20 protein-coding genes are annotated in these 24,301 nt (G+C 73.8%); 9 read left to right on the top strand and 11 right to left on the bottom strand.

What is annotated here, in order from left to right:
• Positions 1 to 25: 25 nt before the first annotated feature.
• Both panB and O2W20_RS19230 read right to left on the bottom strand, forming a co-directional pair.
• Positions 26 to 856, bottom strand: a complete 831-nt coding sequence (panB, locus tag O2W20_RS19235; protein ID WP_269171577.1) for a 3-methyl-2-oxobutanoate hydroxymethyltransferase — start codon at positions 854 to 856, stop codon at positions 26 to 28.
• Positions 853 to 2,706 (bottom strand): NAD+ synthase, encoded by a 1,854-nt coding sequence (locus O2W20_RS19230; RefSeq protein ID WP_269171578.1) that lies wholly within the window; start codon positions 2,704 to 2,706, stop codon positions 853 to 855. The genes panB and O2W20_RS19230 overlap by 4 nt, the downstream gene beginning before the upstream one ends.
• A 188-nt stretch (positions 2,707 to 2,894) precedes the next feature.
• Between O2W20_RS19230 and glnA (O2W20_RS19225) the strand changes: the two genes are divergently transcribed.
• From glnA (O2W20_RS19225) to O2W20_RS19205, 5 genes are all read left to right on the top strand, one after another.
• Complete coding sequence (glnA, locus tag O2W20_RS19225) at positions 2,895 to 4,244, top strand: type I glutamate--ammonia ligase (protein WP_269171579.1); 1,350 nt, start codon at positions 2,895 to 2,897, stop codon at positions 4,242 to 4,244.
• Positions 4,245 to 4,309: 65 nt separating this feature from the next.
• A complete protein-coding gene (locus O2W20_RS19220) occupies positions 4,310 to 5,041 on the top strand; it encodes a type 1 glutamine amidotransferase (protein WP_269171580.1) in 732 nt (243 codons plus the stop codon).
• Positions 5,042 to 5,043: 2 nt separating this feature from the next.
• A complete protein-coding gene (locus O2W20_RS19215; RefSeq protein WP_269171581.1) occupies positions 5,044 to 8,145 on the top strand; it encodes a bifunctional [glutamine synthetase] adenylyltransferase/[glutamine synthetase]-adenylyl-L-tyrosine phosphorylase in 3,102 nt (1,033 codons plus the stop codon).
• 67 nt (positions 8,146 to 8,212) lie between these two features.
• Entirely contained in the window at positions 8,213 to 8,575 is a 363-nt protein-coding gene (locus O2W20_RS19210) for a CDGSH iron-sulfur domain-containing protein (RefSeq protein WP_269171582.1), read from the top strand.
• Between the two features lie 106 nt (positions 8,576 to 8,681).
• Positions 8,682 to 9,944, top strand: a complete 1,263-nt coding sequence (locus O2W20_RS19205; RefSeq protein ID WP_269171583.1) for a hypothetical protein — start codon at positions 8,682 to 8,684, stop codon at positions 9,942 to 9,944.
• 74 nt (positions 9,945 to 10,018) lie between these two features.
• On the opposite strand, the gene O2W20_RS19200 is transcribed toward O2W20_RS19205, so the two are convergent.
• Both O2W20_RS19200 and O2W20_RS19195 read right to left on the bottom strand, forming a co-directional pair.
• Positions 10,019 to 11,032 (bottom strand): iron-containing redox enzyme family protein, encoded by a 1,014-nt coding sequence (locus O2W20_RS19200; protein ID WP_269171584.1) that lies wholly within the window; start codon positions 11,030 to 11,032, stop codon positions 10,019 to 10,021.
• Positions 11,033 to 11,150: 118 nt separating this feature from the next.
• Entirely contained in the window at positions 11,151 to 12,206 is a 1,056-nt protein-coding gene (locus O2W20_RS19195) for a methyl-accepting chemotaxis protein (RefSeq protein WP_269171585.1), read from the bottom strand.
• Between the two features lie 262 nt (positions 12,207 to 12,468).
• Here O2W20_RS19195 and O2W20_RS19190 point away from each other — a divergent pair, with 262 nt between their 5' ends.
• Entirely contained in the window at positions 12,469 to 14,028 is a 1,560-nt protein-coding gene (locus O2W20_RS19190; protein ID WP_269171586.1) for an AMIN-like domain-containing (lipo)protein, read from the top strand.
• A 74-nt stretch (positions 14,029 to 14,102) separates the two neighbouring features.
• Here the strand turns inward: O2W20_RS19190 and O2W20_RS19185 are convergent, their stop codons facing one another.
• Complete coding sequence (locus O2W20_RS19185) at positions 14,103 to 14,936, bottom strand: alpha/beta fold hydrolase (protein ID WP_269171587.1); 834 nt, start codon at positions 14,934 to 14,936, stop codon at positions 14,103 to 14,105.
• Positions 14,937 to 15,042: 106 nt separating this feature from the next.
• Between O2W20_RS19185 and O2W20_RS19180 the strand changes: the two genes are divergently transcribed.
• Entirely contained in the window at positions 15,043 to 16,269 is a 1,227-nt protein-coding gene (locus tag O2W20_RS19180; protein WP_269171588.1) for an EAL domain-containing protein, read from the top strand.
• Positions 16,270 to 16,367: 98 nt separating this feature from the next.
• Here the strand turns inward: O2W20_RS19180 and glnA (O2W20_RS19175) are convergent, their stop codons facing one another.
• Complete coding sequence (gene glnA / locus O2W20_RS19175) at positions 16,368 to 17,801, bottom strand: type I glutamate--ammonia ligase (protein ID WP_269157068.1); 1,434 nt, start codon at positions 17,799 to 17,801, stop codon at positions 16,368 to 16,370.
• A gap of 181 nt (positions 17,802 to 17,982) precedes the next feature.
• Between glnA (O2W20_RS19175) and O2W20_RS19170 the strand changes: the two genes are divergently transcribed.
• Positions 17,983 to 18,405, top strand: coding sequence for an RDD family protein (locus O2W20_RS19170; RefSeq protein WP_269171589.1), 423 nt, complete (start codon positions 17,983 to 17,985; stop codon positions 18,403 to 18,405).
• A gap of 4 nt (positions 18,406 to 18,409) precedes the next feature.
• Here the strand turns inward: O2W20_RS19170 and O2W20_RS19165 are convergent, their stop codons facing one another.
• From O2W20_RS19165 to O2W20_RS19145, 5 genes are all read right to left on the bottom strand, one after another.
• The gene (locus O2W20_RS19165; protein ID WP_269171590.1) at positions 18,410 to 19,207 is read right to left on the bottom strand and encodes a helix-turn-helix domain-containing protein; all 798 of its coding nucleotides are present in this window, start codon (positions 19,205 to 19,207) and stop codon (positions 18,410 to 18,412) included.
• A gap of 67 nt (positions 19,208 to 19,274) precedes the next feature.
• Positions 19,275 to 19,670 carry a hypothetical protein gene (locus tag O2W20_RS19160; RefSeq protein WP_269185520.1) on the bottom strand — a complete coding sequence of 132 codons (396 nt, stop codon included), beginning with the start codon at positions 19,668 to 19,670 and terminating at the stop codon, positions 19,275 to 19,277.
• 187 nt (positions 19,671 to 19,857) lie between these two features.
• Positions 19,858 to 20,721: a DUF4191 domain-containing protein gene (locus tag O2W20_RS19155; RefSeq protein ID WP_269171592.1), complete on the bottom strand. Its 864-nt coding sequence runs from the start codon at positions 20,719 to 20,721 to the stop codon at positions 19,858 to 19,860.
• Positions 20,722 to 20,807: 86 nt separating this feature from the next.
• Entirely contained in the window at positions 20,808 to 21,806 is a 999-nt protein-coding gene (gene lipA, locus O2W20_RS19150; protein ID WP_269171593.1) for a lipoyl synthase, read from the bottom strand.
• Positions 21,807 to 21,905: 99 nt separating this feature from the next.
• Positions 21,906 to 23,174, bottom strand: a complete 1,269-nt coding sequence (locus tag O2W20_RS19145) for a hypothetical protein (RefSeq protein ID WP_269171594.1) — start codon at positions 23,172 to 23,174, stop codon at positions 21,906 to 21,908.
• Between the two features lie 162 nt (positions 23,175 to 23,336).
• Between O2W20_RS19145 and O2W20_RS19140 the strand changes: the two genes are divergently transcribed.
• A complete protein-coding gene (locus O2W20_RS19140; RefSeq protein WP_269171595.1) occupies positions 23,337 to 24,266 on the top strand; it encodes an LLM class F420-dependent oxidoreductase in 930 nt (309 codons plus the stop codon).
• Positions 24,267 to 24,301 lie beyond the last annotated feature (35 nt).

The following is a 24,301-nucleotide window of genomic DNA, read 5'->3' as shown; positions in this document are numbered from 1 at the left end:
GACCGGGTGAAGAGCCTCCTGTGCCTCAGTCGAAGGAGTGCTCGGGCGTCGGGAACGTGCCGTCGCGGACCTCTGCTGCGTACTCCTGGGCCGCCCGGAGGAGCTCGCCGCGCAGGTCGGCGTACTTCTTCACGAACTTCGGCACCCGCCCGGAGGTCATCCCGGCCATGTCCGGCCAGACGAGCACCTGGGCGTCGCAGTCGGGCCCGGCGCCGATCCCGATCGTCGGGATGGCCAGCTCCTTGGTGACCTGCCCGGCGATCTCGGCGGGCACCATCTCCATCACCACGGCGAACGCGCCGGCGTCCTGCACGGCGTGCGCGTCGGCCAGCAGCTGCTCGGCCCCGGCGCCGCGGCCCTGCACCCGGTAGCCGCCCAGGGCGTGCTCGCTCTGCGGGGTGAAGCCGATGTGCGCCATCACCGGGATGCCGGCCTCGGTGAGCAGCTTGATCTGCGGCGCCACCCGGACGCCGCCCTCCAGCTTGACCGCCTGGGCCCCGCCCTCCTTCATCATCCGCACCGCGGTGTCGAAGGCCTGCTGCGGACCGGACTCGTAGCTGCCGAACGGCAGGTCGGCGACGATGAGTGCACGCTTCGTCGAGCGGGTGACCGCCCGGGTCATCAGCAGCAGGTCCTCCACCGTCACCGGCACGGTCGAGGTGTGCCCGAGGACGACGTTGCCCGCGGAGTCGCCGACCAGCAGCACCGGGATGCCGGCCTCCTCGAACACCGCTGCTGCGTAGGTGTCGTAGGCGGTGAGCATCGCCCACTTCTCCCCGCGGTCCTTGGCCTGCTGCAGGTGGTGGACGCGCACCCGGGCGGTGGAGGTGCCGCCGTAGAGGGGGGACTCGGTCATCGGGCCGCTCCTTCGCGGACGCTGGGCAGGCTCTCCCGCCAGCGGTTGGTGATCGGCAGCCGGCGGTCGCGGCCGAAGGCCTTCAACGAGATCTTGGTGCCCGGCGCGGACTGGCGGCGCTTGAACTCCGCCAGGTCGACCAGCCGCAGCACCCGGGCCACCACCTCCGGGTCGTGACCGCGCTCGAGCAGCTGGGCCAACCCCAGGTCACGGTCGACGTAGTCGGCGATGACGGCGTCCAGCTCCTCGTAGGAGGGGAGCGAGTCGCTGTCCTGCTGCCCGGGGGCCAGCTCGGCCGACGGCGGCTTGTCGATCGAGTTCTGCGGGATCGGCTCCACCTCGCCGCGATCCCGGGCGTGTGCGTTCCGCCAGCGGGCGAGGTCCCAGACGAGGGTCTTGGGCACGTCCTTGATCGGGGCGAACCCGCCGGCGGCGTCGCCGTAGAGCGTCGAGTAGCCGACGGCGACCTCGCTCTTGTTGCTGGTGGCCAGCAGCAGGTGGCCGTGCTGGTTGGACAACCCCATCAGCAGCGTGCCGCGCACCCGGGCCTGCAGGTTCTCCGCGGCCACGCCGGACAGCTCCACCGCCGCCTCGAACGCCGTCACCACCGGGGCGATCGGGACGACGGAGTAGTGCATCCCCAGCCGCTGCGCCGAGTCCGCGGCGTCGGCCAGGGAGTGCTCGCTGGACCACCTCGACGGCAGCCCGACGCCGACCACCCGGTCGGCACCGAGCGCGTCGACGGCCAGCGCGGCGACCAGGGCCGAGTCGATGCCGCCGGACATGCCGAGCACCACCGAGGGCATGCCGTTCTTGTCGATGAAGTCACGCAGGCCCAGGACCAGGGCCCGCCAGACCTCCTCGCAGTCGCTCAGCGGCTCGGCCACCGTGCCCGGCTGTGCCGGGTAGGCGGCCACCGGGTGGTCGGACACCAGGTGCCGGGTGACGGTCATCGGCCCGATCCGGCCCTCCCGCCGCTCCGGCACGGCCGCCGGGTCCACCGTCAGGTCGACGGTGAGCAGGTGCTCGACGAACTGCGGGGCGCGGGCGAGCAGCTCACCTGCGGCGGAGACGGCGAGCGAGTCGCCGTCGAAGACCAGCTCGTCCTGCCCGCCCACCTGGTTGCAGTAGACGATCGGGGCGCGCGCCTCCGCGGCGCGGCGCTGCACCAGCGGCAGCCGCAGGTCGTCCTTGGCGCGCTCGTAGGGGGAGGCGTTGGGGGAGACGACCAGGTCGACCCCGGCCTGGCCGGCCACCCCGCACGGGCCGCCCTCGACCCAGAGGTCCTCGCAGATCGTGAGCGCGACGTCGACCCCGTGCAGCCGGACGACCGGCAGCTCGGTGCCGGGCACGAAGTAGCGGGCCTCGTCGAAGACGCCGTAGTTGGGCAGGTGGCGCTTGTGGTAGCGGGCGACCACGGCACCGCCGTGCAGCAGCGCCGCGGCGTTGCGCGGGGCCCCGCGGCGGGGGTTGGCGTCGCCGGGGGCGTCGTCGGCGTCGGTGGGCGGCTCGTCGACCGGCGCCGGACCGGCCCCCTCGGTGTGTGCCAGGTAGCCGACGACGACGGCGGTGCCCCCCAGGCCCTGCTCGGCCAGCGTCCCCGCCAGCTCGACCAGCGTCTGCTCGCTGGCCCGGGCGAAGGACTCCCGGAGCACCAGGTCCTCGGCCGGGTAGCCGGTCAGCGTCATCTCCGGGAACACGACCAGGTGGGCGTCCCGGCCGGCGGCCCGCCGGGTCCAGTCGACGACCAGCTCGGCGTTGCCCGCGAGGTCCCCGACCCGGGTGTCGACCTGGGCGAGGGCCACCCGCAGCTGTCGCACCGACTCCGCCGTCCGCTGCTGATCACTCACACCCGTGAGTGTGGTCGCCGCCCTGCCCGGTCGCCCAGGTGGGGACGCTCCGGAGGAGTGTGGTTCACGCCACACGTCGGCCGGGGCGGTGGGGTGCGTGACCGGTCCCGGGGCGCCTGTTCCGCTCGGCCCCCCTGAGGGGGCAGGCTGGGGGCCACGTAACACCGCTGTCACGACTGGAGTGGAGCATGCCGAGCATGGACCGCCAGCAGGAGTTCGTCCTGCGCACCCTGGAGGAGCGCGACATCCGCTTCGTGCGGCTGTGGTTCACCGACGTCTCGGGCTACCTGAAGGCCGTCGCGGTGGCGCCGGCCGAGATCGAGGCCGCGTTCGCGGAGGGCATCGGCTTCGACGGCTCGGCGATCGAGGGCTTCGCCCGGGTCTACGAGTCCGACATGCTGGCCAAGCCCGACCCGGCCACGTTCCAGGTCATGCCGGGCTCGCGTGGGCAGGCCAGCGAGACCGCCCGGATGTTCTGCGACATCACGCTGCCCGACGGGTCACCGGCCTGGGCCGACCCGCGGCACGTGCTGCGGCGGGCGCTGAGCAAGGCCGCCGACATGGGCTTCACCTTCTACACCCACCCCGAGATCGAGTTCTTCCTGCTCAAGGACCTGCCCAGCGACGGCAGTGCACCGGAGCCGGCCGACGTCGGCGGCTACTTCGACCTCTCCACGCACAACGTGGCGCACGACTTCCGCCGCGAGGCGGTCTTCGCGCTGGAGGCGATGGGCATCTCGGTGGAGTTCAGCCACCACGAGGTCGCCCCCGGCCAGCAGGAGATCGACCTGCGGTACGCCGACGCGCTGTCGATGGCCGACAACATCATGACGTTGCGGCACGTCGTCCGGGAGGTGGCGCTGGCCCAGGGCGTGCACGCGACGTTCATGCCCAAGCCCTTCACCGAGCTGGCCGGCTCGGCGATGCACACCCACCTGTCGCTGTTCGAGGGCGACCGCAACGCCTTCCATGACCCGGCGGACCCGATGCGGTTGTCGACCACCGGCAAGCAGTTCATCGCCGGGCTGCTCACCCACGCCCGGGAGATGACCGCGGTCACCAACCAGACGGTCAACTCCTACCGTCGGCTGCTGGCCGGCACCGAGGCGCCCACGGCGGCGACCTGGGGCCGGGCCAACCGGTCGGCGCTGGTGCGGCTGCCCTCCTACAAGCCGAACAAGGGCAACTCCGCCCGGGTCGAGGTGCGATCACCGGACTCGGCGTGCAACCCCTACCTCACCTTCGCGGTGCTGCTGGCCGCCGGGCTGCGCGGCATCGAGAAGGGCTACGAGCTCCCGCCCGAGGCCGAGGACGACGTCTGGTCGCTGACCGACACCGAGCGGCGGGCGGCCGGCTACGAGGACCTGCCGGTCTCCCTCGGCGAGGCGCTCACCGCGATGCAGGGCAGCGAGCTGGTCGCCGAGACCCTCGGGGAGCACGTCTTCGACTTCTTCCTGCGCAACAAGTGGGAGGAGTTCAACTCCTACCGGCAGAACGTCACCCCCTTCGAGCTGAAGCGCTACCTCCCCGGCCTGTAGCCGTCCCCGCCCGCGACAGAAATGGCCATTTCTGTCGCGGGCGGGCGGGGAACTAGCCTCTCGTCATGGCCCGTCTGCTCGTCGTCGTCCCCTCCGACACCGACCCGCCGACCCGGCTGGGGGAGTGGTTGCGCGATGCGGGGCTGGAGCTGGACGGGCGGCGGCTGTCCCGCGGGGAGCCGCTGCCGGCGGACCTGACCGGGTTCGACGGCCTGCTGGTGATGGGCGGGCCGCAGTCCTCGCTGGACGACGAGCAGACCTCGCCGGAGCTGGTCGGCGTCCGGCACCTGCTCGGCCAGGCGGTCGCGGCCGACGTCCCGACCCTGGCGATCTGCCTGGGCGCCCAGCTGCTGGCCCAGGTCGGCGGCGGCAGCACCCGAGTGGGGGCCGACGGCCCCGAGGTGGGGGCGACGCTGGTGGCCAAGCGGGACCTCGCCGACGCCGACCCGCTGTTCGGTCCGCTGCCGCTGTCGCCGGACGTGCTCCAGTGGCACCACGACGAGGTCGACCGGCTGCCGGCCGGCGCGACCCTGCTGGCGAGCAACCCGCGGTACGCGAACCAGGCCTACCGGGTCGGCGACCACGTGTACGGCCTGCAGTTCCACATCGAGACCGACCCGGACCTGGTGCGGCAGTGGGCCGAGGGCGATGCGGTGGGCGTGGCCGGCAGCGGCCTGGACGTCGAGACGATCTGCGCCCGGGCGAGCGCCGTGCACCCGGACCTCGCCGAGGTGTGGGCGCCCTTCGCGGCCCGGTTCGCCGACCTGGTGCGCGCCCGCGCCACCAGCCGGGGCTGACGGTGGCGGCCGCTCCGCAGCTCGACGACGAGGTTCCCCGCCGGGCCGTCGTCCGGCTGGTGCGCTTCGGGTTCGACGACGGCGCCCGGGTGGCCCGGCTGCTGGCCTCCCCGGCGCTGGGGCTGTGGGACCTGGAGCGCAACGAACCGGCCGACCCCGAGGCCGCCCCGGTGGTCTCCGCGCTGGCCCGCGCCGGCGACCCGGACCTCGCCGTCCGCTCGCTCGCGCGGCTGGTCGAGGCGCTGGACGCCGCCGACTCCGACGGCGAGCTCGCGGCCGCCCTGCTGGCCCGGCTGCGCGGCTCGGCGACCGTGCGTGCCCGGCTGCTGGCCGTGCTCGGGGCCTCCGCCGGCCTCGCCGACCACCTGGCCGCACACCCGACCGACTGGGTGGTGCTGGACACCGCGGACCGCACCGCCCGCCCCAGCCCGCACGAGCTCGAGCAGCAGCTCCTCTTCGCCGTCGGGGCCGATCCGCACGACCCGCCGTGGGGCGTGCGGCTGGGCACGGCGGCACCCGACGCCGACCCCGCCCGGGTCCGCGACCTCCGGCACGCCTACCTGCGCGCCGTCCTCTCGCTGGCCGGCCGTGACCTGGGCGACGGGCTGCCCGCCGACGAGGTGGCCGCCGAGCTCTCCGACATCGCCGGTGCCGTGCTCACCGCCGGCCTCGCCCTGGCCCTCGCCGAGCAGCCGGCCGACGCGACCCCGTGCCGGCTGGCCGTCATCGGGCTGGGCAAGTGCGGTGGCCGGGAGCTGAACTACGTCAGCGACGTCGACGTCGTCTTCGTCGCCGAACCCGTCGAGGGGGAGGACGACGCCGCGGCCGTCGCCAGCGCCGCGCGGGTCGCCGGTGCCCTCATGCGGGTCTGCGGGCAGGCCGCCTGGGAGGTGGACGCGGCGCTGCGCCCGGAGGGCAAGGCCGGTCCGCTGGTGCGCACCGTGGCCGGGCACCGCGCGTACTACGACCAGTGGGCCAGCACCTGGGAGTTCCAGGCGCTGCTCAAGATGCGGCCGGTGGCCGGTGACCCGTCGCTGGGCCGGGAGTACGTGGACCAGCTCTGGCCGCTGGTCTGGAAGGCCGGTGACCGGCCCGGTTTCGTGGCGGACATCCAGGCGATGCGCCGCCGGGTGGAGCAGAACATCCCGGCCGCCCAGGCCGAGCGGCAGCTCAAGCTCGGCCGCGGTGGCCTCCGGGACGTCGAGTTCAGCGTCCAGCTGCTGCAGCTGGTGCACGGCCGGGCCGACGTGTCGCTGCGCGCCGGCGGCACGATCCCGGCGCTGACCGTCCTGGGCGCCGGCGGGTACATCGGGCGCGAGGACGCCGCCACGCTCATCGCCTCCTACCGCTTCCTGCGCACCGTCGAGCACCGGCTGCAGCTGCTGCGGCTGCGGCGCACCCACCTGCTGCCGGTGGCCGACGACCAGCTGCGCTGGCTGGCCCGCTCGCTGGGCTACAAGCCCGACCAGCGTGGCGACTCGGTCGCCGTCCTGCAGGCGGAGCTGGCCCTGCACAACCGGGTGGTCCGCCGGCTGCACGAGAAGCTCTTCTACCGGCCGCTGCTGTCCTCGGTCGCCCGCGTGCCGGGCGAGCACCTGCAGCTGGGCCCGAAGGCGGCGGGGGAGTGGCTGCGGGCGCTGGGCTTCGCCGACCCCGACGGTGCGCTGCGGCACCTGACCGTGCTCACCGGTGGGCTGAGCCGGTCGGCGTCCATGCAGCGCTACCTGCTCCCCGTGCTGCTGCAGACGTTCGCCTCCTGCGCCGACCCCGACGCCGGGCTGCTGGCCTACCGCAAGGTCAGCGAGGCGCTGGGCAACGACCAGTGGTTCCTGCGGCTGCTGCGGGACGAGGGGCAGGCCGCCGAGCGGCTGGCCGTGCTGCTGGGCTCCAGCCAGTACGTCGCCGGCCTGCTGACCCGCACGCCGGAGGCGATGCGCATCCTGGCCGACGACGCCCAGCTGGAGCCCCGCAGCGCCGAGACGCTGACCTCGGCGTGGCGGCAGGCGGTGGCCCGGGCCGACAGCCCGAGCGCCGGGGTGCAGGTGCTCCGGTCCCTGCGCCGCCAGGAGCTGCTGCGGATCGCCTGCGCCGACCTGCTCGGCCGGCTGGAGGTGCTCCGGGTCGGCCAGGCGCTGTACGACGTCGCGGTGGCCACCCTGCGCGCCGGGCTGGACGCCGCGGTGCGCAGCTGGGCCGTCGAGACCGGGCTGGCGGTCGAGGACGTCCCGGTCGACGTCGCGGTGATCGGCATGGGCCGGCTGGGCGGCGCCGAGCTGGGCTACGGCTCGGACGCCGACGTCCTGTTCGTGCACCGCCTGCGTCCGGGTGCGGACGAGAGCCGGGCCACGTCGGCGGCCACCGCCATCGCGCACGCCCTGCGCCGGCTGCTCAGCGAACCCGCACCCGACCCGGCCTTCGAGGTCGACGCCAACCTCCGTCCCGAGGGCCGCCAGGGGGCGATGTCGCGGAGCCTGAGCGCGTTCGCCGAGTACTACGAGCGCTGGGTCTCCACCTGGGAGGTGCAGGCGCTGCTGCGCGCCGAGCCGGTGGCCGGCGACGAGGCGCTGGGCCGGGAGTTCGTCGCCCTGATCGACCCGCTGCGGTACCCGGCCGAGGGGCTGTCGGCCGAGCAGGTGGCCGAGATCCGCCGGATCAAGGCCCGGGTGGACAGCGAGCGGCTGCCCCGCGGTGCCGACCCGGCCACGCACACCAAGCTCGGCCGGGGCGGGCTGGCCGACGTGGAGTGGACCGCGCAACTGCTCCAGCTGCAGCACGCCGCGACGCACCCGGGGCTCCGGGTCACCGGCACGGTGTCGGCCCTGGAGGCCCTGGCGGAGGCCGGTCTGCTGGACGCCGAGCAGCGAGACGCGCTGCGGTCGGCGTGGGAGCTGGCCAGCCGGGCGCGCAACGCCGTCTTCCTGGTCCGCGGTCGGCCGGGTGACCAGCTGCCCCGGCAGGGGCTCGAGCTGAGCGGCGTGGCGCGGGCGTGCGGGTACGGGCCGGAGACCGACGCCGGGCAGTTCCTCGACGAGTACCGGCGGGTCACCCGGCACGCGCGCACGGTCGTGGAGCGCGTCTTCTACGGCCACACCGACGAGGGCTGAGCCGGCCTCGGCGAGGTGGCGGGTGGGCGGTCGGTTGGGCACGGCCGGTCCCGGGCACCCTGGAGCGGTGCCCACCGACCAGACCCCGGCCGCCGTGCCCGACGACCCTGCCGACGTGACCGACGCCCGGGTGCGTGACGAGCCCCCGGCCGACGAGCCGACGGCGACGATCACGCCGTACCGGGACGGGCCGCTGATCGTGCGCGGGAACTTCCAGCTGGTCGACACCGACGGCCAGGAGATCGACCCGGGCCGCAAGACGGTGGCGCTGTGCCGCTGCGGGAAGTCCGGGATCAAGCCCTTCTGCGACGGCACCCACAAGCGCGCCGGGTTCCACTCCGGCAGCGCCCCGTCCCGGCCCCGGCCGGCGGCCCGGCTGTTCCAGGAGGCCGGTCGCGAGTCCGACGACGGGCACCGGCCGCCGACCTGAGCGGACGTCGGCCCCGGTCCACCGCCTGTTCGCCGGTGGGTCACCTGCTGGCCGTGCGGGCGTACCAGGGTCGGGGCGACCCTGACCCGAACTCCTGAGGTGGCCCGTGCTCCGTCCCGTCACCGCCGTGCTCTCGCTCAGCGCGCTCGCCCTGCTGGCCGCCGCCGGCCCGGCCGCAGCCGCACCGGCACGCACCTTCACGCCGCTGGCCACGTTCCCCGTGGCAGGGGAGGTCGCCGAGATCATCTCGGCCACCCCGGACGGGCGGACGGTCGTCTACACCGACTCCGAGCTCGGCCGGATCGGGTTGGTCGACCTGAGCGACCCCAGCGCGCCGCGGGACCGGGGGGCCATCGACGTGGGGGGCTCGCCGACCTCGGTCACCGTCACCTCCAGCGCCCGGTACGCCCTGGTCGCGGTCGACACCACCACCGACCTGACCCGGCCCTCGGGCCACCTGGCGGTCGTCGACCTGCCGCGGCGGGCGATCGTGCGCACCATCGACCTGGGCGGTCAGCCCGACTCGATCGACGTCGGCCCCAGCGGCGTCTTCGCGGCGATCGCGATCGAGAACCAGCGCGACGAGGACATCGAGGTCGGGGACGTGGAGGGCGGCCTCCCGCAGCTGCCGGCCGGCTTCCTCTCGGTGGTGGACCTGCGCGGTCCGGTGAGCGCGTGGACGGTGGGCCGGGTGGAGCTGACCGGGCTGCCGGGTGCGGTCTTCGCCGACGACCCGGAGCCGGAGTTCGTCGACGTCGACGGCCGGGACATCGCCGCCGTCACCCTCCAGGAGAACAACGCCGTCGCGCTGGTCGACCTGGCCCGCCGCCAGGTGGTCAGCTCGTTCTCGGCCGGCACGGTCACCCGCTCCGACGCCGACACCGTCGACGACGACGTCATCGCCTTCGACGACCCGCTGGTCGCCCCGCGTGAGCCGGACACCGTGCAGTGGACGCTGCGCGGCAACCTGGTCACCGCCGACGAGGGCGACCTGGCCGAGGAGCCCGCCGGTGGCCGCGGCTGGACGGTGTTCGCGCAGGACGGCACGGTGCTGCACAGCAGCGGTGGCTCCGCCGAGCGGGCGCTCGCGGCCGTCGGCGCCTACCCGGACGGTCGCAGCGACGACAAGGGCGCGGAGTTCGAGGGCGCCGAGGTCGCCCGCATGCGCGGCGTCGACTACACGTTCATCGGTGCCGAGCGCGGGGATGCCGTGCTGGTCTACGACACCGACCGCGATGCCGCGCCGGAGCTGCTCCAGGTGCTGCCCGTCGGCGACGCCCCCGAGGGGCTGCTGGCCATCCCGTCCCGCGGGCTGTTCGTCACCAGCAACGAGGACGACGGCTCGCTGTCGGTCTTCGGCCTCCGCTGACGGAGGACCCCCTCGGCCCCCTCGCAGGGGCCCGCCGCGAGCTCGCGAGTGGTGGGGGGCGAGGGGGTCCTTCTTCAGGCGGCGACCGGGTCACCCTCGCGCAGGCCGGAGCGGCCGGCCTCCCAGGCGCCCAGCAGGTGCTCGGCGGTGAGACCGTCCAGCGCCAGCGAGCACTGCGCACCGAACAGGACGTCGGCGGCCAGCGACGGGTCCTCGGCCACCAGCGACCCGCACATGTCGACCGAGGCGATCTGCTCGTGGACGGCGTCGGCCTCCACGTGCTCGTCGTAGAAGACGCTGGTCTGCTCGCCGAACCCGAGGCGCCGCAGCCCGGAGGAGTAGCGGCGGCTGGGCTCCGAGGAGGTCATCTCCACCGCGGCCAGGTGGCCGAGGCACGCGCCCCGGAACCGGCGGTGCAGCCCGAACAGCGACATGGTGTTGACCGAGGTGAACGCCACCGCGGGGGCGTCGTCCCAGAGGGCGCCGTAGCCGGTGTCCAGGCCGAGGTCGGCCATCATCCCGGCGAACAGCTGGCTGTGCATCCGCTCGGCCGACCCGCCGCCGTACTCGTCGGCCTGGATCTCCACCATCGCCGCCTTGGCCCGCCCGCTGATCCGCGGGATGGCCCAGGTGTGCGGGTCGCCCTCCTTGAGGTGGTAGACCGACCGCAGCGTGAGGTACTCCTGCCACTGCTCGCGGGTGCCGTGCTTGGCCAGGTACCTGGACAGCGACGGGCCGTCGTCGGCCGCGATCACGGCGCTGAGCTGCTGGTCCACCGGTGCGTCGGTGACCTCGAGGGGCGTGACCAGGGCCCGCAGCGCGGCCAGGTGCCGCTGCTCGAGCACGGCGCGCAGTCGCAGCAGCTCCGGGTCCCACTCCCAGGCGTCGTCCACCTCGTCGAAGCCGCGGTAGTGCAGCTCGTAGCAGATGGCCAGGGTCAGCTGGAGGTCGTCGTCGGTCAGCGGGTCGACCGCCGAGGCGGCCAGCCCCTCGGCCGCGGCCAGCGTGCGGGTGCTGAGGGTCGCCCCGGCGGCGAGGTCCGCGCACAGCGCGGCACTGACGGGGCCCCGTGGCTTGGGAAGGCGCATGGGTCCGGTCATGCCCAGCCGGCCGCCGTCCGGAACCTCCCGGGACGGATCGGTGGTGCGCCATCTGCTGACGGTCCCCGTACCTCGCGGGAGGTGCGGAGCCCGGCGTGCTGCGAGGTCAGACGTGCTGGTCGAAGGCGGAGGCCATCCGGGCCTGCTCCTCCAGCACCTCGCCGATCCGGGGCTGGACGGCGTCCAGCTGACCGATGATCTCCCCGGTGGTGTGGATGCCGTCGGCGACCGCCTTGCTGCTCGCCTGGATCCCGGCGATCTGGTCGGACACCTTCTGCGTCGCGTTGGCGGTCTCCCGGGCGAGGTCCTTGACCTCGCTGGCCACGACCGCGAAGCCCTTGCCCAGCTCGCCGGCGCGGGCCGCCTCGATGGTGGCGTTCAGCGCCAGCAGGTTGGTCTGGTCGGCGATGCCGGAGATGATCCGGATCACCTCGCCGACGGCGGCCGAGGCCTCGTCCAGCGCCTCGACCTCGGTGGTCATCGTGGACGCCTGGCTGACCGCGCTCTCGGCCACCCGGCCGGCGTCGTGCGCGGCCTCCCGGAGCCGGGAGACGGTGTCCAGCAGCTCGCGGGCGTTCTCCGCCGACTCCTCCGTGCGGCGCAGCACGTCGAGTCGCTGCGACACCAGTTGCTGCACGTTCCGCAGCGCCGAGCGGCGGGACTCGGACAGCTCGATCGTCGAGGTGACGAAGAAGTCCATCGTGCCGACGACCCGGCCACCGACCACCAGCGGGAAGCACACGCCGGACTTGACCCCGGCCGTGGCGCCGGCGGTGAGCGCCGCAGCCCAGCGCAGGCACGTCCGCGGGTCACTGTTCCCATCGGTCACCAGCGCCCTCTTGGTGCGGATCGCCTCGCCGCCGTAGCCGTCGGAGGCGGTCATCTGCAGCGCCTGGCCGCCGAAGCCCGCGGCGATGGTCGGTGCCAGGGGGCCGGACTCGTGGGTCAGGTGGAAGACACCGCCGTCACCGGCCAGCCACGCCGCACCGTAGGCGATGCCGAGCTCGTGGACGAGCGTCTCGATGACCACCCGGTGGGCCTGGGGCTCGTCGGTGACGCCCTGGTCGAGGCGGGCGATCACGGCCTCTACGGCCTCGACGTCGCGGGGCATGTGCCCCACGTCGACGCCGTTCGTGACCGGGGTGCTGGTGCGCCGCCTCATCCATGTCCTCCATCGCAGGCTGGGCGCTGGCGAGTCGGGCTCGCGGCGGCGTGCTGAGCTGCCCGGACCCCGACAGCGGTCGGCCCAGCTCGTCATGGACGTCGGCAGGTCTCGGCGGCAGTTGAGCCGGGGGGCAACTCGGTCGTGTGCCGCCCGTCCGGCCGCCCCCGAGACCGTCCCCGATCCACGTTTGCGGCCATGTCGAGTGGCAAGGGCCACAGGACATGGACGAAACAACCACGATCGGATCGGGGTCTGTCTCATGAGAACCTTCCTCGCGCTCTCCTCCGCCGCGCTGCTCGCGACCAGCGGGCTGGTGGGCGGTGCCACCACCGCACCGCCGGCCGCACCACCCACCCCGGCGCCGTCCGCCGGGGAGCCGGCGCCGCCGACGGGCCTCCGACCCGTGGGCACGCCGGGCACCGACCCGGTGCAGGCAGGTGACTTCCCTGCCGTGACCGGGCCGACGGCCCACCTGACCGACGTGCGGACCGCTGGGCACGACGGCTTCGACCGCGTGGTCCTGGAGTTCGCCGGGGACGCGGTGCCCGGTTACCGGGTGTCCTACGTCGAGCCCCCGATCACCGAGGACGGCTCCGGCGCCGAGATCGCGGTGCCCGGTCAGGCGTTCCTCGAGGTGCGGGTCGCGCCCGCCAGCGGCGTGGACCTGTCCGGCTCCGAGCCGCGGGAGACCTACACCGGTCCCGACCGGGTCGCCCCATCCGACGGCGGCGTCGTCACCGAGGTGGTCGAGACCGGCGACTTCGAGGGCCAGTTGGCCTGGACGATCGGGCTGGACCAGCGCGTGCCCTTCGGCGTGGCGATGCTGGAGGACCCGACCCGGCTGGTCGTGGACCTGCACCACGAGCCGGCGGAGTCGATCGAGCCCGTCGGGGCCGGGGACGTTGCGGACTCCGTGGTCGCCGGGACCGGGGAGCCGGTGGTGGTCACCGACGTCCGGTTGGGGGCCCACCCCGGCTTCGACCGGATGGTGTTCGAGGTCGCCGGTGAGGGGGAGGCCGGCTGGCGGATCGGGTACACCGACGACCCGCGCGCACAGGGCTCCGGTGCGCCCGTCGACGTGCCGGGGGACGCTGTCCTGGGCATCACCCTGACCAACATCGCACTCCCCGCCGACGCCCCGGAGGGCGTGCAGCCCTGGGACGGCCCCGATCGGCAGCAGGTGCCCGGGGCCTCGGCCCTGCAGGCCCTGGTGGAGGACACCCTCTTCGAGGGCCAGTACACGTTCTTCGCCGGGCTCGACGCGGAGCGGCCGTTCGCGGTGTCCCGGCTCTCCTCGCCGCAGCGGATCGTCGTCGACGTGCTGGCCCAGGACGGGCTGTCGCCGGTCGACCTCGGCAACCGGTGCGAGCACCCGGACGGCTTCGCGATCAGCTACCCCGGGTCCTGGTCGACCAACGCCGGTGACGTGCTGCCGCCCTGCTCCCGGTTCGCTCCCGAGCCGTTCACCCTGACCGAGGGGACCGACGTCCGGACGGCGCCGATCTCCACCTCGGTGGAGCCGGTCCCGTACGCCCGGGCCAGCGCACCGCAGGAGGGCGCCGAGGAGAGCCGCAGCGGCACCATCGTCGACGGGCGGCAGGGCGTCCGGGTCCAGCGGACCTCGACCGGTGAGGGCCTGTGGCCGGAGGGCACCCCGATCACCACGTACCTGATCGACCTGGGTGCCGGTGGGGCGGACGGCCCGGCCACGCTGGTGGCGAACACCGTCGGGCTGCCGGAGTTCGACTACGAGCGGAACGTCCGCGTCCTCGACCACATGGTGCACACCCTGGACATCACGGTCGGCAACCAGGGTTGATCCACAGAACGGGCTGGCCAGCAGTCGGGTGACGGCCCGCCTCCGCGAGGAGGCGGGCCGTTCTCCGTGCGGGCTCAGGCGCGGTCGACCAACCGCAGGACCGCCTCGGCGACCACGTCGGGGCGGTCGGCCGGCACGAAGTGGCTGGCGTCGTCGACCCAGGTGAGCCGGGCACCGGGCAGGTCGTCGGCCAGCCGCTGGCCGTGCTCGGGCTTCATCTGGTGGTCCTGCCGGCCCCACACCACCTCGGCCGGGACGGTCAGGCGCGACAGGAACGGGGCCACCGTCTGGGTGTAGACGGAGTCCAGGGAGCGGAGGTGCCGGCTCAGCAGCCGGGGCCCGTCCGGCCGCTCCCACGGCTCGACGAACCGGTCCAGGAAGGGCGTCGCGCGCTCCTGGTGGGCGAACAGCGTGCGCAGCGCCGGCCGCAACGCCGTCCCCAGGGCTGCGGGGGGCAGCTGGCGGACCAGTGGCCAGCCGGCCTTCATCGCCCGCACCAGCGGCACCGGCCACGCGTCGTAGCAGACCCCGTCGACGACGCCCAGGCCGGCGATGCGTGTGCTCGCCGTCGTGGCGAGGATCTGCGCGACGCCGCCACCGAGGTCGTGCCCCACCACGATGACCCGGTCCAGGTCCAGGGCGTCGAGCAGGCCGAGCAACCGGGCGGCCTGGGCGGCGAGGTCCACCGGCTGGCCGTCGGGAGCGGGGGAGTCGCCGTAGCCGGCCATGTCCACGGCCAGCACCCGGGCCCGCTGGGCCACGGCCGGGACGACGTCCCACCAGAGCCGGTGGTTGGTCGGGATGCCGTGGACGAACAGGACGGTGGGGCCGTCGTCACCGGCCGTCCAGACGTTCATCGGGCTGTCGCCGACGGGGATGAGCTGGGTCTCTCCGATCGGAAGGTCCATGCGGTCTCCAGTGCCCGTCGATCCCCGGTCTGACCCCTTCGGGTGAGGAGCTTGAGCTCGGGTCGAGGGCGACCGATGAGACGGGCACAGGCCACGAGGAGTGAACGTGAAGAAGAGACGGTCGGAAGCCGACCAGAAGGTCGCCGAGCTGCTCCGGACCGCGAAGGAGTCGCTGCAGCTCTCCGTGGCCTTCCTCAGCCGGCTGGACGGGACGACGCAGCACCTGGAGGTCGTCGAGTCATCGGTGCCCTTCCTGTTCCAGGAGGGCAATCAGCAGCGCCAGGAGACCACCTTCTGCCAGGCCATCCTGGACGGCGAGCTGCCGGCGGTGATCCCCGACGTCCGGCAGCACCCGGTGGCGATGGCGTTGCCGGCCGCCCGGCTGCCGAGGATCCGCAGCTTCGTCTCCGTGCCCGTCGTGCTCAGCGACGGCGAGCTCTACGGCACCTTCTGCGCCGCCGGTCTCACCACGGACAAGGGGCTGACCAAGCGGGACCAGTCGTTGATGACCGTGCTCGCCTCGGCGGCCGCCGTGCTCATCGAGCCCTCGGTGCGCGAGCGGGAGCGGCGCAGTGAGCTGCTGGGCCGACTGGAGCCGGTGGTCTCCGACGGGGGGCCGGTCGTCCTGCTGCAGCCCATCGTCGACCTGGCCACCGGGCTGCGGGTCGGGTCCGAGGCGCTCAGCCGGTTCCCCGCATCGTGGGGGAAGGCGCCGGACGTGTGCTTCGAGGAGGCGCACAGCGTCGGGCTGGGGCACGAGCTGGAACTGCTGGCGCTGCACCGGGCGGCGGACCACCTGGGCGTCGTCGAGGGGTACGTCGCGATGAACATCTCCCCGGCGACGCTCCTGGAGCCGGGGTTCGCGGCCCTGATGGAGACCCTGCCGCTGGACCGGGTGCTGCTCGAGCTCTCCGAGCACGACCAGGTGGCCGACTACGCCGCCCTGGCCGCCGTGCTGAGCCCGTTCCGGGCTCGTGGGATGCGCCTGGCCATCGACGACGTCGGTGCCGGGTTCTCCTCGCTGCGGCACATCGTCATCACCGCACCGGACGTGATCAAGCTGGACCGCAGCATCGTCTCCGGGGTCGACGCCGACCCGGTGCTCACCCGGCTGGTCGCCTCTCTCGTCGAGTTCGGGCACGGCTGCGGGGCGGGTGTGGTGGCCGAGGGCGTCGAGACCGCTCCCGAGGCGGCGGCGCTCCGCGGCCTGGGGGTGGACCTCGGGCAGGGCTGGCACTTCGGGCGTCCCGAGCACCCCGGGGCCGCGGTCGCCGCACCGACGGTGCAGGTCCCGCGCGCCCGGACCCCGGCGGTGCACGTCCCCGCCGGATGAGCGGTTCGAGATGGCCCCACGAACAGGGCCGCCCCCGCCGGGAGACCCGGCGGGGGCGGCACTGCCGTGCAGCTCAGGGCCGGTGACGGCCCCGTCGATCAGATGTCGTAGTACATCGCGAACTCGTGCGGGTGCGGGCGGAGCCGGATCGGGTCGATCTCGTTCTCCCGCTTGTACTCGATCCAGGTCTCGATCAGGTCGGAGGTGAACACGCCACCGTCGAGCAGGTAGTCGTGGTCGACCTCGAGCCGGTCGAGCACCGCGTCCAGCGACGCCGGCACCTTCTCGATGCCGAGGGCCTCCTCGGGCGGCAGCTCGTAGAGGTCCTTGTCGATCGGTGCCGGGGGCTCGATCTTGTTCTTGACGCCGTCGAGGCCGGCCATCAGCATCGCCGAGAAGGCGAGGTAGGGGTTGGCCGACGGGTCGGGCACCCGGAACTCGATGCGCTTGGCCTTCGGGCTGTCCCCGGAGATCGGGATGCGCGTGCACGCCGAGCGGTTGCGCGCGGAGTAGACCAGGTTGATCGGCGCCTCGTAGCCGGGCACCAGCCGGTGGTAGCTGTTGACCGTCGGGTTGGTGAAGGCCAGCAGTGACGGGGCGTGGGCCAGCAGGCCACCGATGTAGTGCCGGGCCATGTCGGACAGCCCCGCGTAACCGGTCTCGGCGTGGAAGAGCGGCTCGCCGTCCTTCCAGAGGCTCTGGTGGCAGTGCATGCCCGAGCCGTTGTCGCCGAACAGCGGCTTCGGCATGAAGGTGGCCGACTTGCCGGCTGCCCAGGCGGTGTTCTTCACGATGTACTTGAACAGCATCAGGCTGTCGGCCGAACGCAGCAGGGTGTCGAACTTGTAGTTGATCTCGGCCTGGCCGCCGGTGCCCACCTCGTGGTGACCACGCTCGAGCTCGAGCCCGGCGTTGGCCAGGTTCACCATCATCGTCGAGCGCAGGTCGCTCTGGTGGTCGTAGGGCTCGACGGGGAAGTAGCCGCCCTTGGGCCGGGTCTTGTACCCCAGGTTGGGGCCGCCGTTCTCGCCGGTGAGCGAGCCGGTGTTCCAGGAGCCCTCGACCGCGTCGATGTGGTAGTAGCCCTCGTTGATCGAGGTGTTGTGCCGCACCGAGTCGAAGACGTAGAACTCGGCCTCGGGGCCGAAGTACGCGGTGTCGGCGATGCCGCTGGCCGCCAGATAGGCCTCGGCCTTCTTCGCCACGTTGCGCGGGTCGCGGCTGTAGGCCTCGCGCGTGATCGGGTCGTGGATGAAGAAGTTGATGTTCAGCGTCTTGTGGATGCGGAACGGGTCGAGGTAGGCACTGCTCGCGTCGGGCAGCAGCAGCATGTCGGACTCGTTGATCGCCTGGAACCCGCGGATGGACGAGCCGTCGAAGCCCAGACCGTCGGCGAAGGTGTCAGGCCCGAAGGTCTCCGCGGGGATGGTGAAGTGCTGCATGACGCCAGGCAGGTCGCAGAACCGGACGTCGACGAACTTCACGTCGTTGTCGCGGATGTAAGCGGTGACCTCTTCGGGACTGTTGAACATCGATCCTCCGGGAGTGGACGGAAAGCCACCCGCAAGTTACGAGCGCGGGGTTGCTCCGGGGTGTCTCTTGTGTTTCGTCGCGGTAACACCGCTCCTGGCGTGTCGCGTCGGTCTCCTGCCGTCACCCGCTGCGATCGTGCGAGTGGCGAGAGGCAGGAGGTCCCTTCACTACGCTGGTGGAGTGGCCGGCAACGACGCTCAACCCTCTCAGGAGCGCCCCCGGGGCGCCGCACTGGGGCTGCCCGGCACCGGCCCCGGCTCGCTGGCGTCCTTCGGGCAGCGGGTGGTCGCCTTCGTCGTCGACGCGCTGGCCGCGGCGCTGGTCGCCGGCCTGTTCACCGCACCGCAGCTGCCGCGCAACTGGAGCCTGCTGGCCTTCGCGCTGATCACCGTGGTCTTCCTGGTGTTGGCCGGCCAGACCCCGGGCATGCGGCTGCTCGGGCTGCGGCTGGCCCACCGCGAGCCGGAACGGCGGCTCGCCCTCTGGCGGGCGGTGGTGCGCACCGGGCTGCTCGTGCTGCTGGTCCCGGCGCTGGTCGTCGACGTCGACGGCCGCGGCCTGCACGACCGGCTGACCGGCACCGCGGTCATCCGCGATCGCTGAACGCTCACGCCCGGGCGGCTGCCTCGGCGAACCACCGCCGGGTGGTCTCGTCCGCCGGCAGGAAGGTCTCGATGGCGAGCTCGCTGGCGGCGACGTCCAGCGGGGTGCCGAAGGTCGCGACGGTGCTGTAGGTCCGCAGGACGGCGTCGTCGACCCGCAGCTCGAGCGGCAGGGCGAAGGTCGGGCCCGCGTGCGCCGGCGCGGCCGAGCGGCGGTCCGGGTAGCCGGCCACCTCGGTGAGCAGGGCCTGGAGGTCCGCCGACGGCGCAGCCGCGGCGTGCCGTCGGACCTGCCGGAGCAGGTGTGCCCGCCAGGCGCCGTGGTTCAGCACCCGGTCCGCGAGCCCGCGCGGGTGCAGCATGACCCGGACGACGTTGACCGGCGGGTCGAGCAGCTCCGGGTCGACCAGGGCCATCAGCCGTTCGACGGCGGCGTTCATCGCGACGACGTCGAAGTGCGCGTCGATCACCAACGCCGGCCACGGGTCGTGCGCTGCCAGGGCCAGGTCCAGCACCTCCAGGAGGTACCGGGTGGCCGTGGCGTCGCGCCGAGCGTCCTGGAACTCCGGCGCGTGACCGGCCGCGAGCAGGACCTGGTTCTGCTCCGCCAGCGGCATCTGCAGTGCCTGGCCGAGCCGGAGCACCAGCTGACGGCTCGGCCGCGACCTGCCCGTCTCGACGAAGGACAGGTGCCGGGTGGAGGTCTCGGCCGCGTTGGCCAGGTCGAGCTGGCTCAGTCGCCGGCGCGCACGCCACTCCCTGAGCAGCGCGCCGGCCACCGAGGGTGCGAGGCTCCCCGTCACGGCAGGACCCCCGGTGGGGTCTCCCAGGAGGGGGGCAACGCGGCGGGGGCCTGCTGCCGGCTCCTGGTCACTGTCGGACTGCCCGCAGCTGGACCAGCGCGAGTGCCCCGATGGCCAGGCCCTGGGCGGCGACGAGGAGCCGACCTGCGGTGCTGAGGTCGGCGAGGGTGGCGACCGCCAGGCTCGCCACCTCCCAGCCGAGGTTGCCGAGCGCGGCAGCCCGCAGCGCCTGCCGGGTCCGGCGGGTGCGGGAGCTGACGAGGAGCACGACGGCGTAGCCGACCAGGGCGAGTCCGACGGCGCGGACGACGCCCGTCGAACCGGTGCCGAGGAGCCCGGCGACCGGACCGGCGGCGATCCCGGTGACCAGCCCCGTCGCGGCGCAGAGCACGCCGTCGAGCCGGAGCAGCCGGGCCGGTGCGGACGTCCCCCTGCTGGTCGGGGGGACGGTGTCTGTGGTCATGGTGGTGTCCTCTCGGTGGAGCTGACGCGGCCGGTCGTCCGGCCGGGACCACCGTCGCCCGTCCGCGGCAGCCCGTCCATGACCTCACAGGTACTGCCTGCGCCGAGACCCGTCCGGGCACCCCCCGGACGCACACCACCCCCGGTCGCAGATCACGACCGGGGGTGGGGGAGCCGGGGGACCGGGCTCAGCGGCGGCGGACCTGCCGCTGGCTGACCGACATCTGCCGGCCGCCGGGGAGCGGCCCACCCGGCACCGGCGGGCGCGGGCCACCCAGCGCCGACATCCGCTTGCCCAGGGCGTTGACCTCGCCGCCGTCCAGGTTGCGCGGCAGCTTCATCACGTGGGCGCTGAGCTTCTTCAACGGCACCTGGCCCTCCCCGTCGCCGACGGTCACGTCGTAGATCGGGGTGTCGCCGACGACCTTGGCGATCCGGCGCTTCTCGGCTGCGATCAGGCTGCGGACGCGCTGCGGGTTGCCCTCACCCACCAGGACGATGCCCGGCCGGCCGAGCACCCGGTGGACGGAGTCCAGCTCCCGGTTGCCGGCGACGCCGGAGCTGACCCGCCAGTCGCCGCGCATGCCCTCCAGGACCCAGGACGCGGCACCCGGCCGGCCCTCGACCTGCCGGTAGGCCGAACCCTGCGCCCGGCGGCCGAAGACGATCATCGCCCCCAGCAGACCGAGCAGGACGGCGAAGGGGAGGAACAAGAACGGCGAGCCGAGCAGGATGCCGACCAGCTCGACCACACCGGCCACCGCCACGAAGACGATGAGCATGATCCAGGGGAGCTTCGGGTCGTTCTTGTAGGTCATCGAGTAGGCCTGCCGGATCATCCCGGCCTGGCGCTTGAGCTTGGCCAGCCGCGAGACCTTCGGCTGGCCGTCCTTGCCCAGCTTCTGCTTCTTGCCCCGCCGGCCCTTGCCCGTCGCGGCCGGTGCGCCGACCGCGGTCGAGCCCTTGGTGCCGCGCCCGGGCGGTGCGCCGGCCGGGCCGCGGCCCGCGGCGCCGGCGGGGGCGGAGGTGTCGGTGGACCTGCTGCGTGCCATGTCCCCCAGGATAGTCGGAGGACCGGCCACCTCCCGCCACGCGCGAGCTCGCGGCGGGACCCCTGTCGCGGGCCGGCGGCTGGGGCTCAGCGCGTCGGGGTGAGCCCGCGGGCCGCAGCGGCCTGCTGGTACAGCCGGCCGGCACGGTAGGAGCTGCGCACCAGCGGGCCGGCCAGGACGCCGGGGAAGCCGATCCGCTCGGCCTCGGCGGCGAAGCCGACGAACTCGTCGGGCTTGACCCACCGGACCACCGGGTGGTGCCGGACGCTGGGCCGCAGGTACTGGGTGATCGTGAGCAGGTCACAGCCGGCGTCGTGCAGCGCCTGCATGGTCTCCACGACCTCGTGCGGCTCCTCGCCCATGCCCAGGATCAGGTTGGACTTGGTGACCAGGCCGGCCTCGCGGGCTGCGGTGATCACCGACAGCGAGCGCTCGAAGCGGAAGCCCGGGCGGATCCGCTTGAAGATGCGGGGCACCGTCTCCACGTTGTGCGCCAGCACCTCCGGCCGGGAGGAGAAAACCTCGGCCAGCTGGTCGGGCTCGGCGTTGAAGTCGGGGATGAGCAGCTCGACACCGCAGCCGGGGATCTGCTGGTGGATCTGACGCACCGTCTCGGCGTACAGCCATGCTCCGCCGTCGGGCAGGTCGTCACGGGCGACGCCGGTGATGGTGGCGTAGCGCAGGCCCATCGTGGCCACGCTCTCGGCGACCCGGCGGGGCTCGTCGGCGTCGAAGTCGGCCGGCTTCCCGGTGTCGATCTGGCAGAAGTCGCAGCGCCGGGTGCACTGGTCACCGCCGATGAGGAAGGTGGCCTCGCGGTCCTCCCAGCACTCGTAGATGTTGGGACAGCCGGCCTCCTCGCACACCGTGTGCAGGCCCTCGCGCTTGACCAGCGACTTCAGCTCGGTGTACTCCGGGCCGGTCTTGAGCTTGGTCTTGATCCACTCGGGCTTGCGCTCGATCGGCGTCTGGCTGTTGCGGACCTCCAGGCGCAGCAGCTTGCGGCCGGCCGGTTCGATCGGCGAGGTCGTCGCCGGGGCCTCCGGCCCTGCAGTCGTGGCTGCCTCCTCCATGCCCAGGCTCATGTCCAGCACGGTACTCCCGCCTGCCCGACTGCTCCGGGGACGCCGGAGGGGGCCCAGCCAGCGGCTGGACCCCCTCCGGGGCGTGCGGTGCGACCGGGATCAGCCGCGGGTGTTGCCGGGCGTGCCGTCCGGGCCGCCGGTGTCGGCGCCATCCGGTCCGGCGGTGGCCACCGGGGTGTCCGGGTCGTTCAGGGTGCTGCTCCCCGGCTCGGGCGTCGACTGGTTGCTCGGCTCGTCCGATCCGGAGGCCGGCTGCGCGGTCAGCGCGCCGACGTCGGTGTCGGTGGGGCTCGAGTCCGAGGGGGCGGTCTCGGCGGTGGAGACCGTCTTGCCCTGGGCCTCGGGGCTCTCGGTCCCGCCTGCAGGGGTGCTCGGGGAGGTGGGCACGGGGTCCTCTCGGTAGCTGGGCACGGGGCCGTCGCCGGTCGGCGCCGGGGTCCATGAGTCGGTCTCGCTCTTCTTGCGCAGCACGACGGCGACCGCAGCGAGGACGGCCAGGACGCCGAGCACCCAGGGCCAGCGCCGGGGCTCGGGCTCGACTCCGACGCGCCGCTTGACCGACGTGACGGTCTTCGTGGTGCGCTTGCCGGCTTCCTTGCGGGCCCGGCCGGCTGCCTTCTCCAGCTCTGCGCGGCGCTTGGCCGCCTTCTTGGAGAGCTTGTCGGCCTTCTTGCCCAGCTTGTCGGCCTTCTTGCCGGCGGCCTTGCGGTTGGTCTCGGCGGCGGCGCGCACCGCCGCGACCCGCAGGGCCGCCTGAGCCCGGGCGGCCTCCGTGGCAGCTGCTGCGTCCTGGCGGACCTTGTCGCCCTGCTTGGCGGTGGCCGAGCCGAGGGTCGCCGCGGACGCGGCGAGCTCGGCGCCGCGGGCGTCCAGTTGGGCCCGTGCCGCCTCGACGCTGCTGGCCAGGCCGGCACGGGCGTTGTCCAGCGCAGGGCCGGCTGCCCCGCGAGCCGCCTCGATCCGGGGGGTCGCGGCGGCGATCGCCGTCTCCAGGTTGGCCCGGGCCGACTTGGCAGCGGCCTCGAACGCCGGGCCGCTGGCCTCCCGGGCGGCCTCGAGCCGTGGGAGCGCAGCGGCCACCGCCAGCTCGAGGTTGGCCCGGGCGGCCCGGGTCGCCGCGTCCAGCCGCGGGACGAGCACCTCGCGGGCCGCGTCCAACTGGGGGGCGAGGGCGGCCACGGCTGCCCCGACCCGAGGGGCCACGTCCGCGGCGTAGGCGCTCTGGGCGGCCTTGGTCGCGGCTGCCACCTGCGGGGCGAGCTGCTCCGCCGTCGCCCGACGGGCCTCGGTGACCGCCGCGCCGATGTGGGCGAACCCCTCTTGCAACTCGGTCCCGATGACCTCTGTCGAGCTCTTCTTGCGGAACACTCCAGCACCTCCGAGTTGATCGCTTCGGCGATCATCCTGCCCGTTGACGCCGCCGGGCACACCCTGAACCCCGACGCGGTCCGGTGGGAGACCACAATCCGCCCGGCAGGCGGGGTGCTGGGTGGCCAGCAGCGGACAGCTGCGCTGACTACCTTCCACCCCGTGCAGCTACGGATCTTCACCGAACCCCAGATGGGCGCCACCTACGACGACCTGCTCGCGGTGGCCCGGCGCACCGAGGAGACCGGCTTCGACGCCTTCTTCCGGTCCGACCACTACCTGACCATGGGCGGGGACGGGCTGCCGGGCCCGACCGACGCCTGGGTGACCCTGGCCGGTCTCGCCCGGGAGACCTCCCGGATCCGGCTCGGCACCCTGATGACGGCGGCGACGTTCCGGCTGCCCGGGCCGCTGGCCATCTCGGTGGCCCAGGTCGACCAGATGAGCGGCGGCCGGGTGGAGCTGGGCATCGGCTCGGGCTGGTTCGCCGCCGAGCACCGCGCCTACGGCATCCCGTTCCCCGAGGTGGGGGAGCGGTTCGACCGCTACGAGGAGCAGCTCGCCGTCATCAGCGGGCTGTGGAACACCCCGGTGGGGGAGACCTTCGACTTCACCGGGGAGCACCACCAGCTCTCCGGCTCCCCGGCGCTGCCGAAGCCGGTGCAGCCCGGCGGCATCCCGATCCTGGTCGGCGGCAGCGGCAAGAAGCGCACCCCGCGGCTGGCGGCGAGGTACGCGGCCGAGTTCAACGTGCCCTTCGCCTCCGCCGAGGACAACGCCCGGCTGTTCGCCGGCGTCCGGGACGCCTGCGCGGAGGTCGGCCGTGACCCGGGCGAGCTGGTCCACAGCTCCGCCCTGGTGCTGTGCGTCGGCCGGGACGAGTCGGAGCTGGCCCGCCGCGCCGCCGCCATCGGCCGGGACGTCGAGGAGCTCCGGGCCCACGGGGTCGCCGGCACGCCGGCCGAGGCCGTGGACACCCTCGGCCGGTACGCCGAAGCGGGGGCGAGCCGGGTGTACCTGCAGGTGCTCGACCTCACTGACCTCGACCACCTGGACCTGGTGGCGGCCGAGGTCGCCCCTCAACTGGGGTGAGCGCTGCGGCACCCCGCCCGTCCGCGCGGACGGGC

The sequence above is a fragment of the Modestobacter sp. VKM Ac-2982 genome (assembly GCF_026967935.1).
Classification (GTDB): Bacteria; Actinomycetota; Actinomycetes; order Mycobacteriales; family Geodermatophilaceae; genus Modestobacter.
Note: the sequence above shows the minus strand (reverse complement) of the source record. Positions and strands in the feature narration are given on the sequence as shown.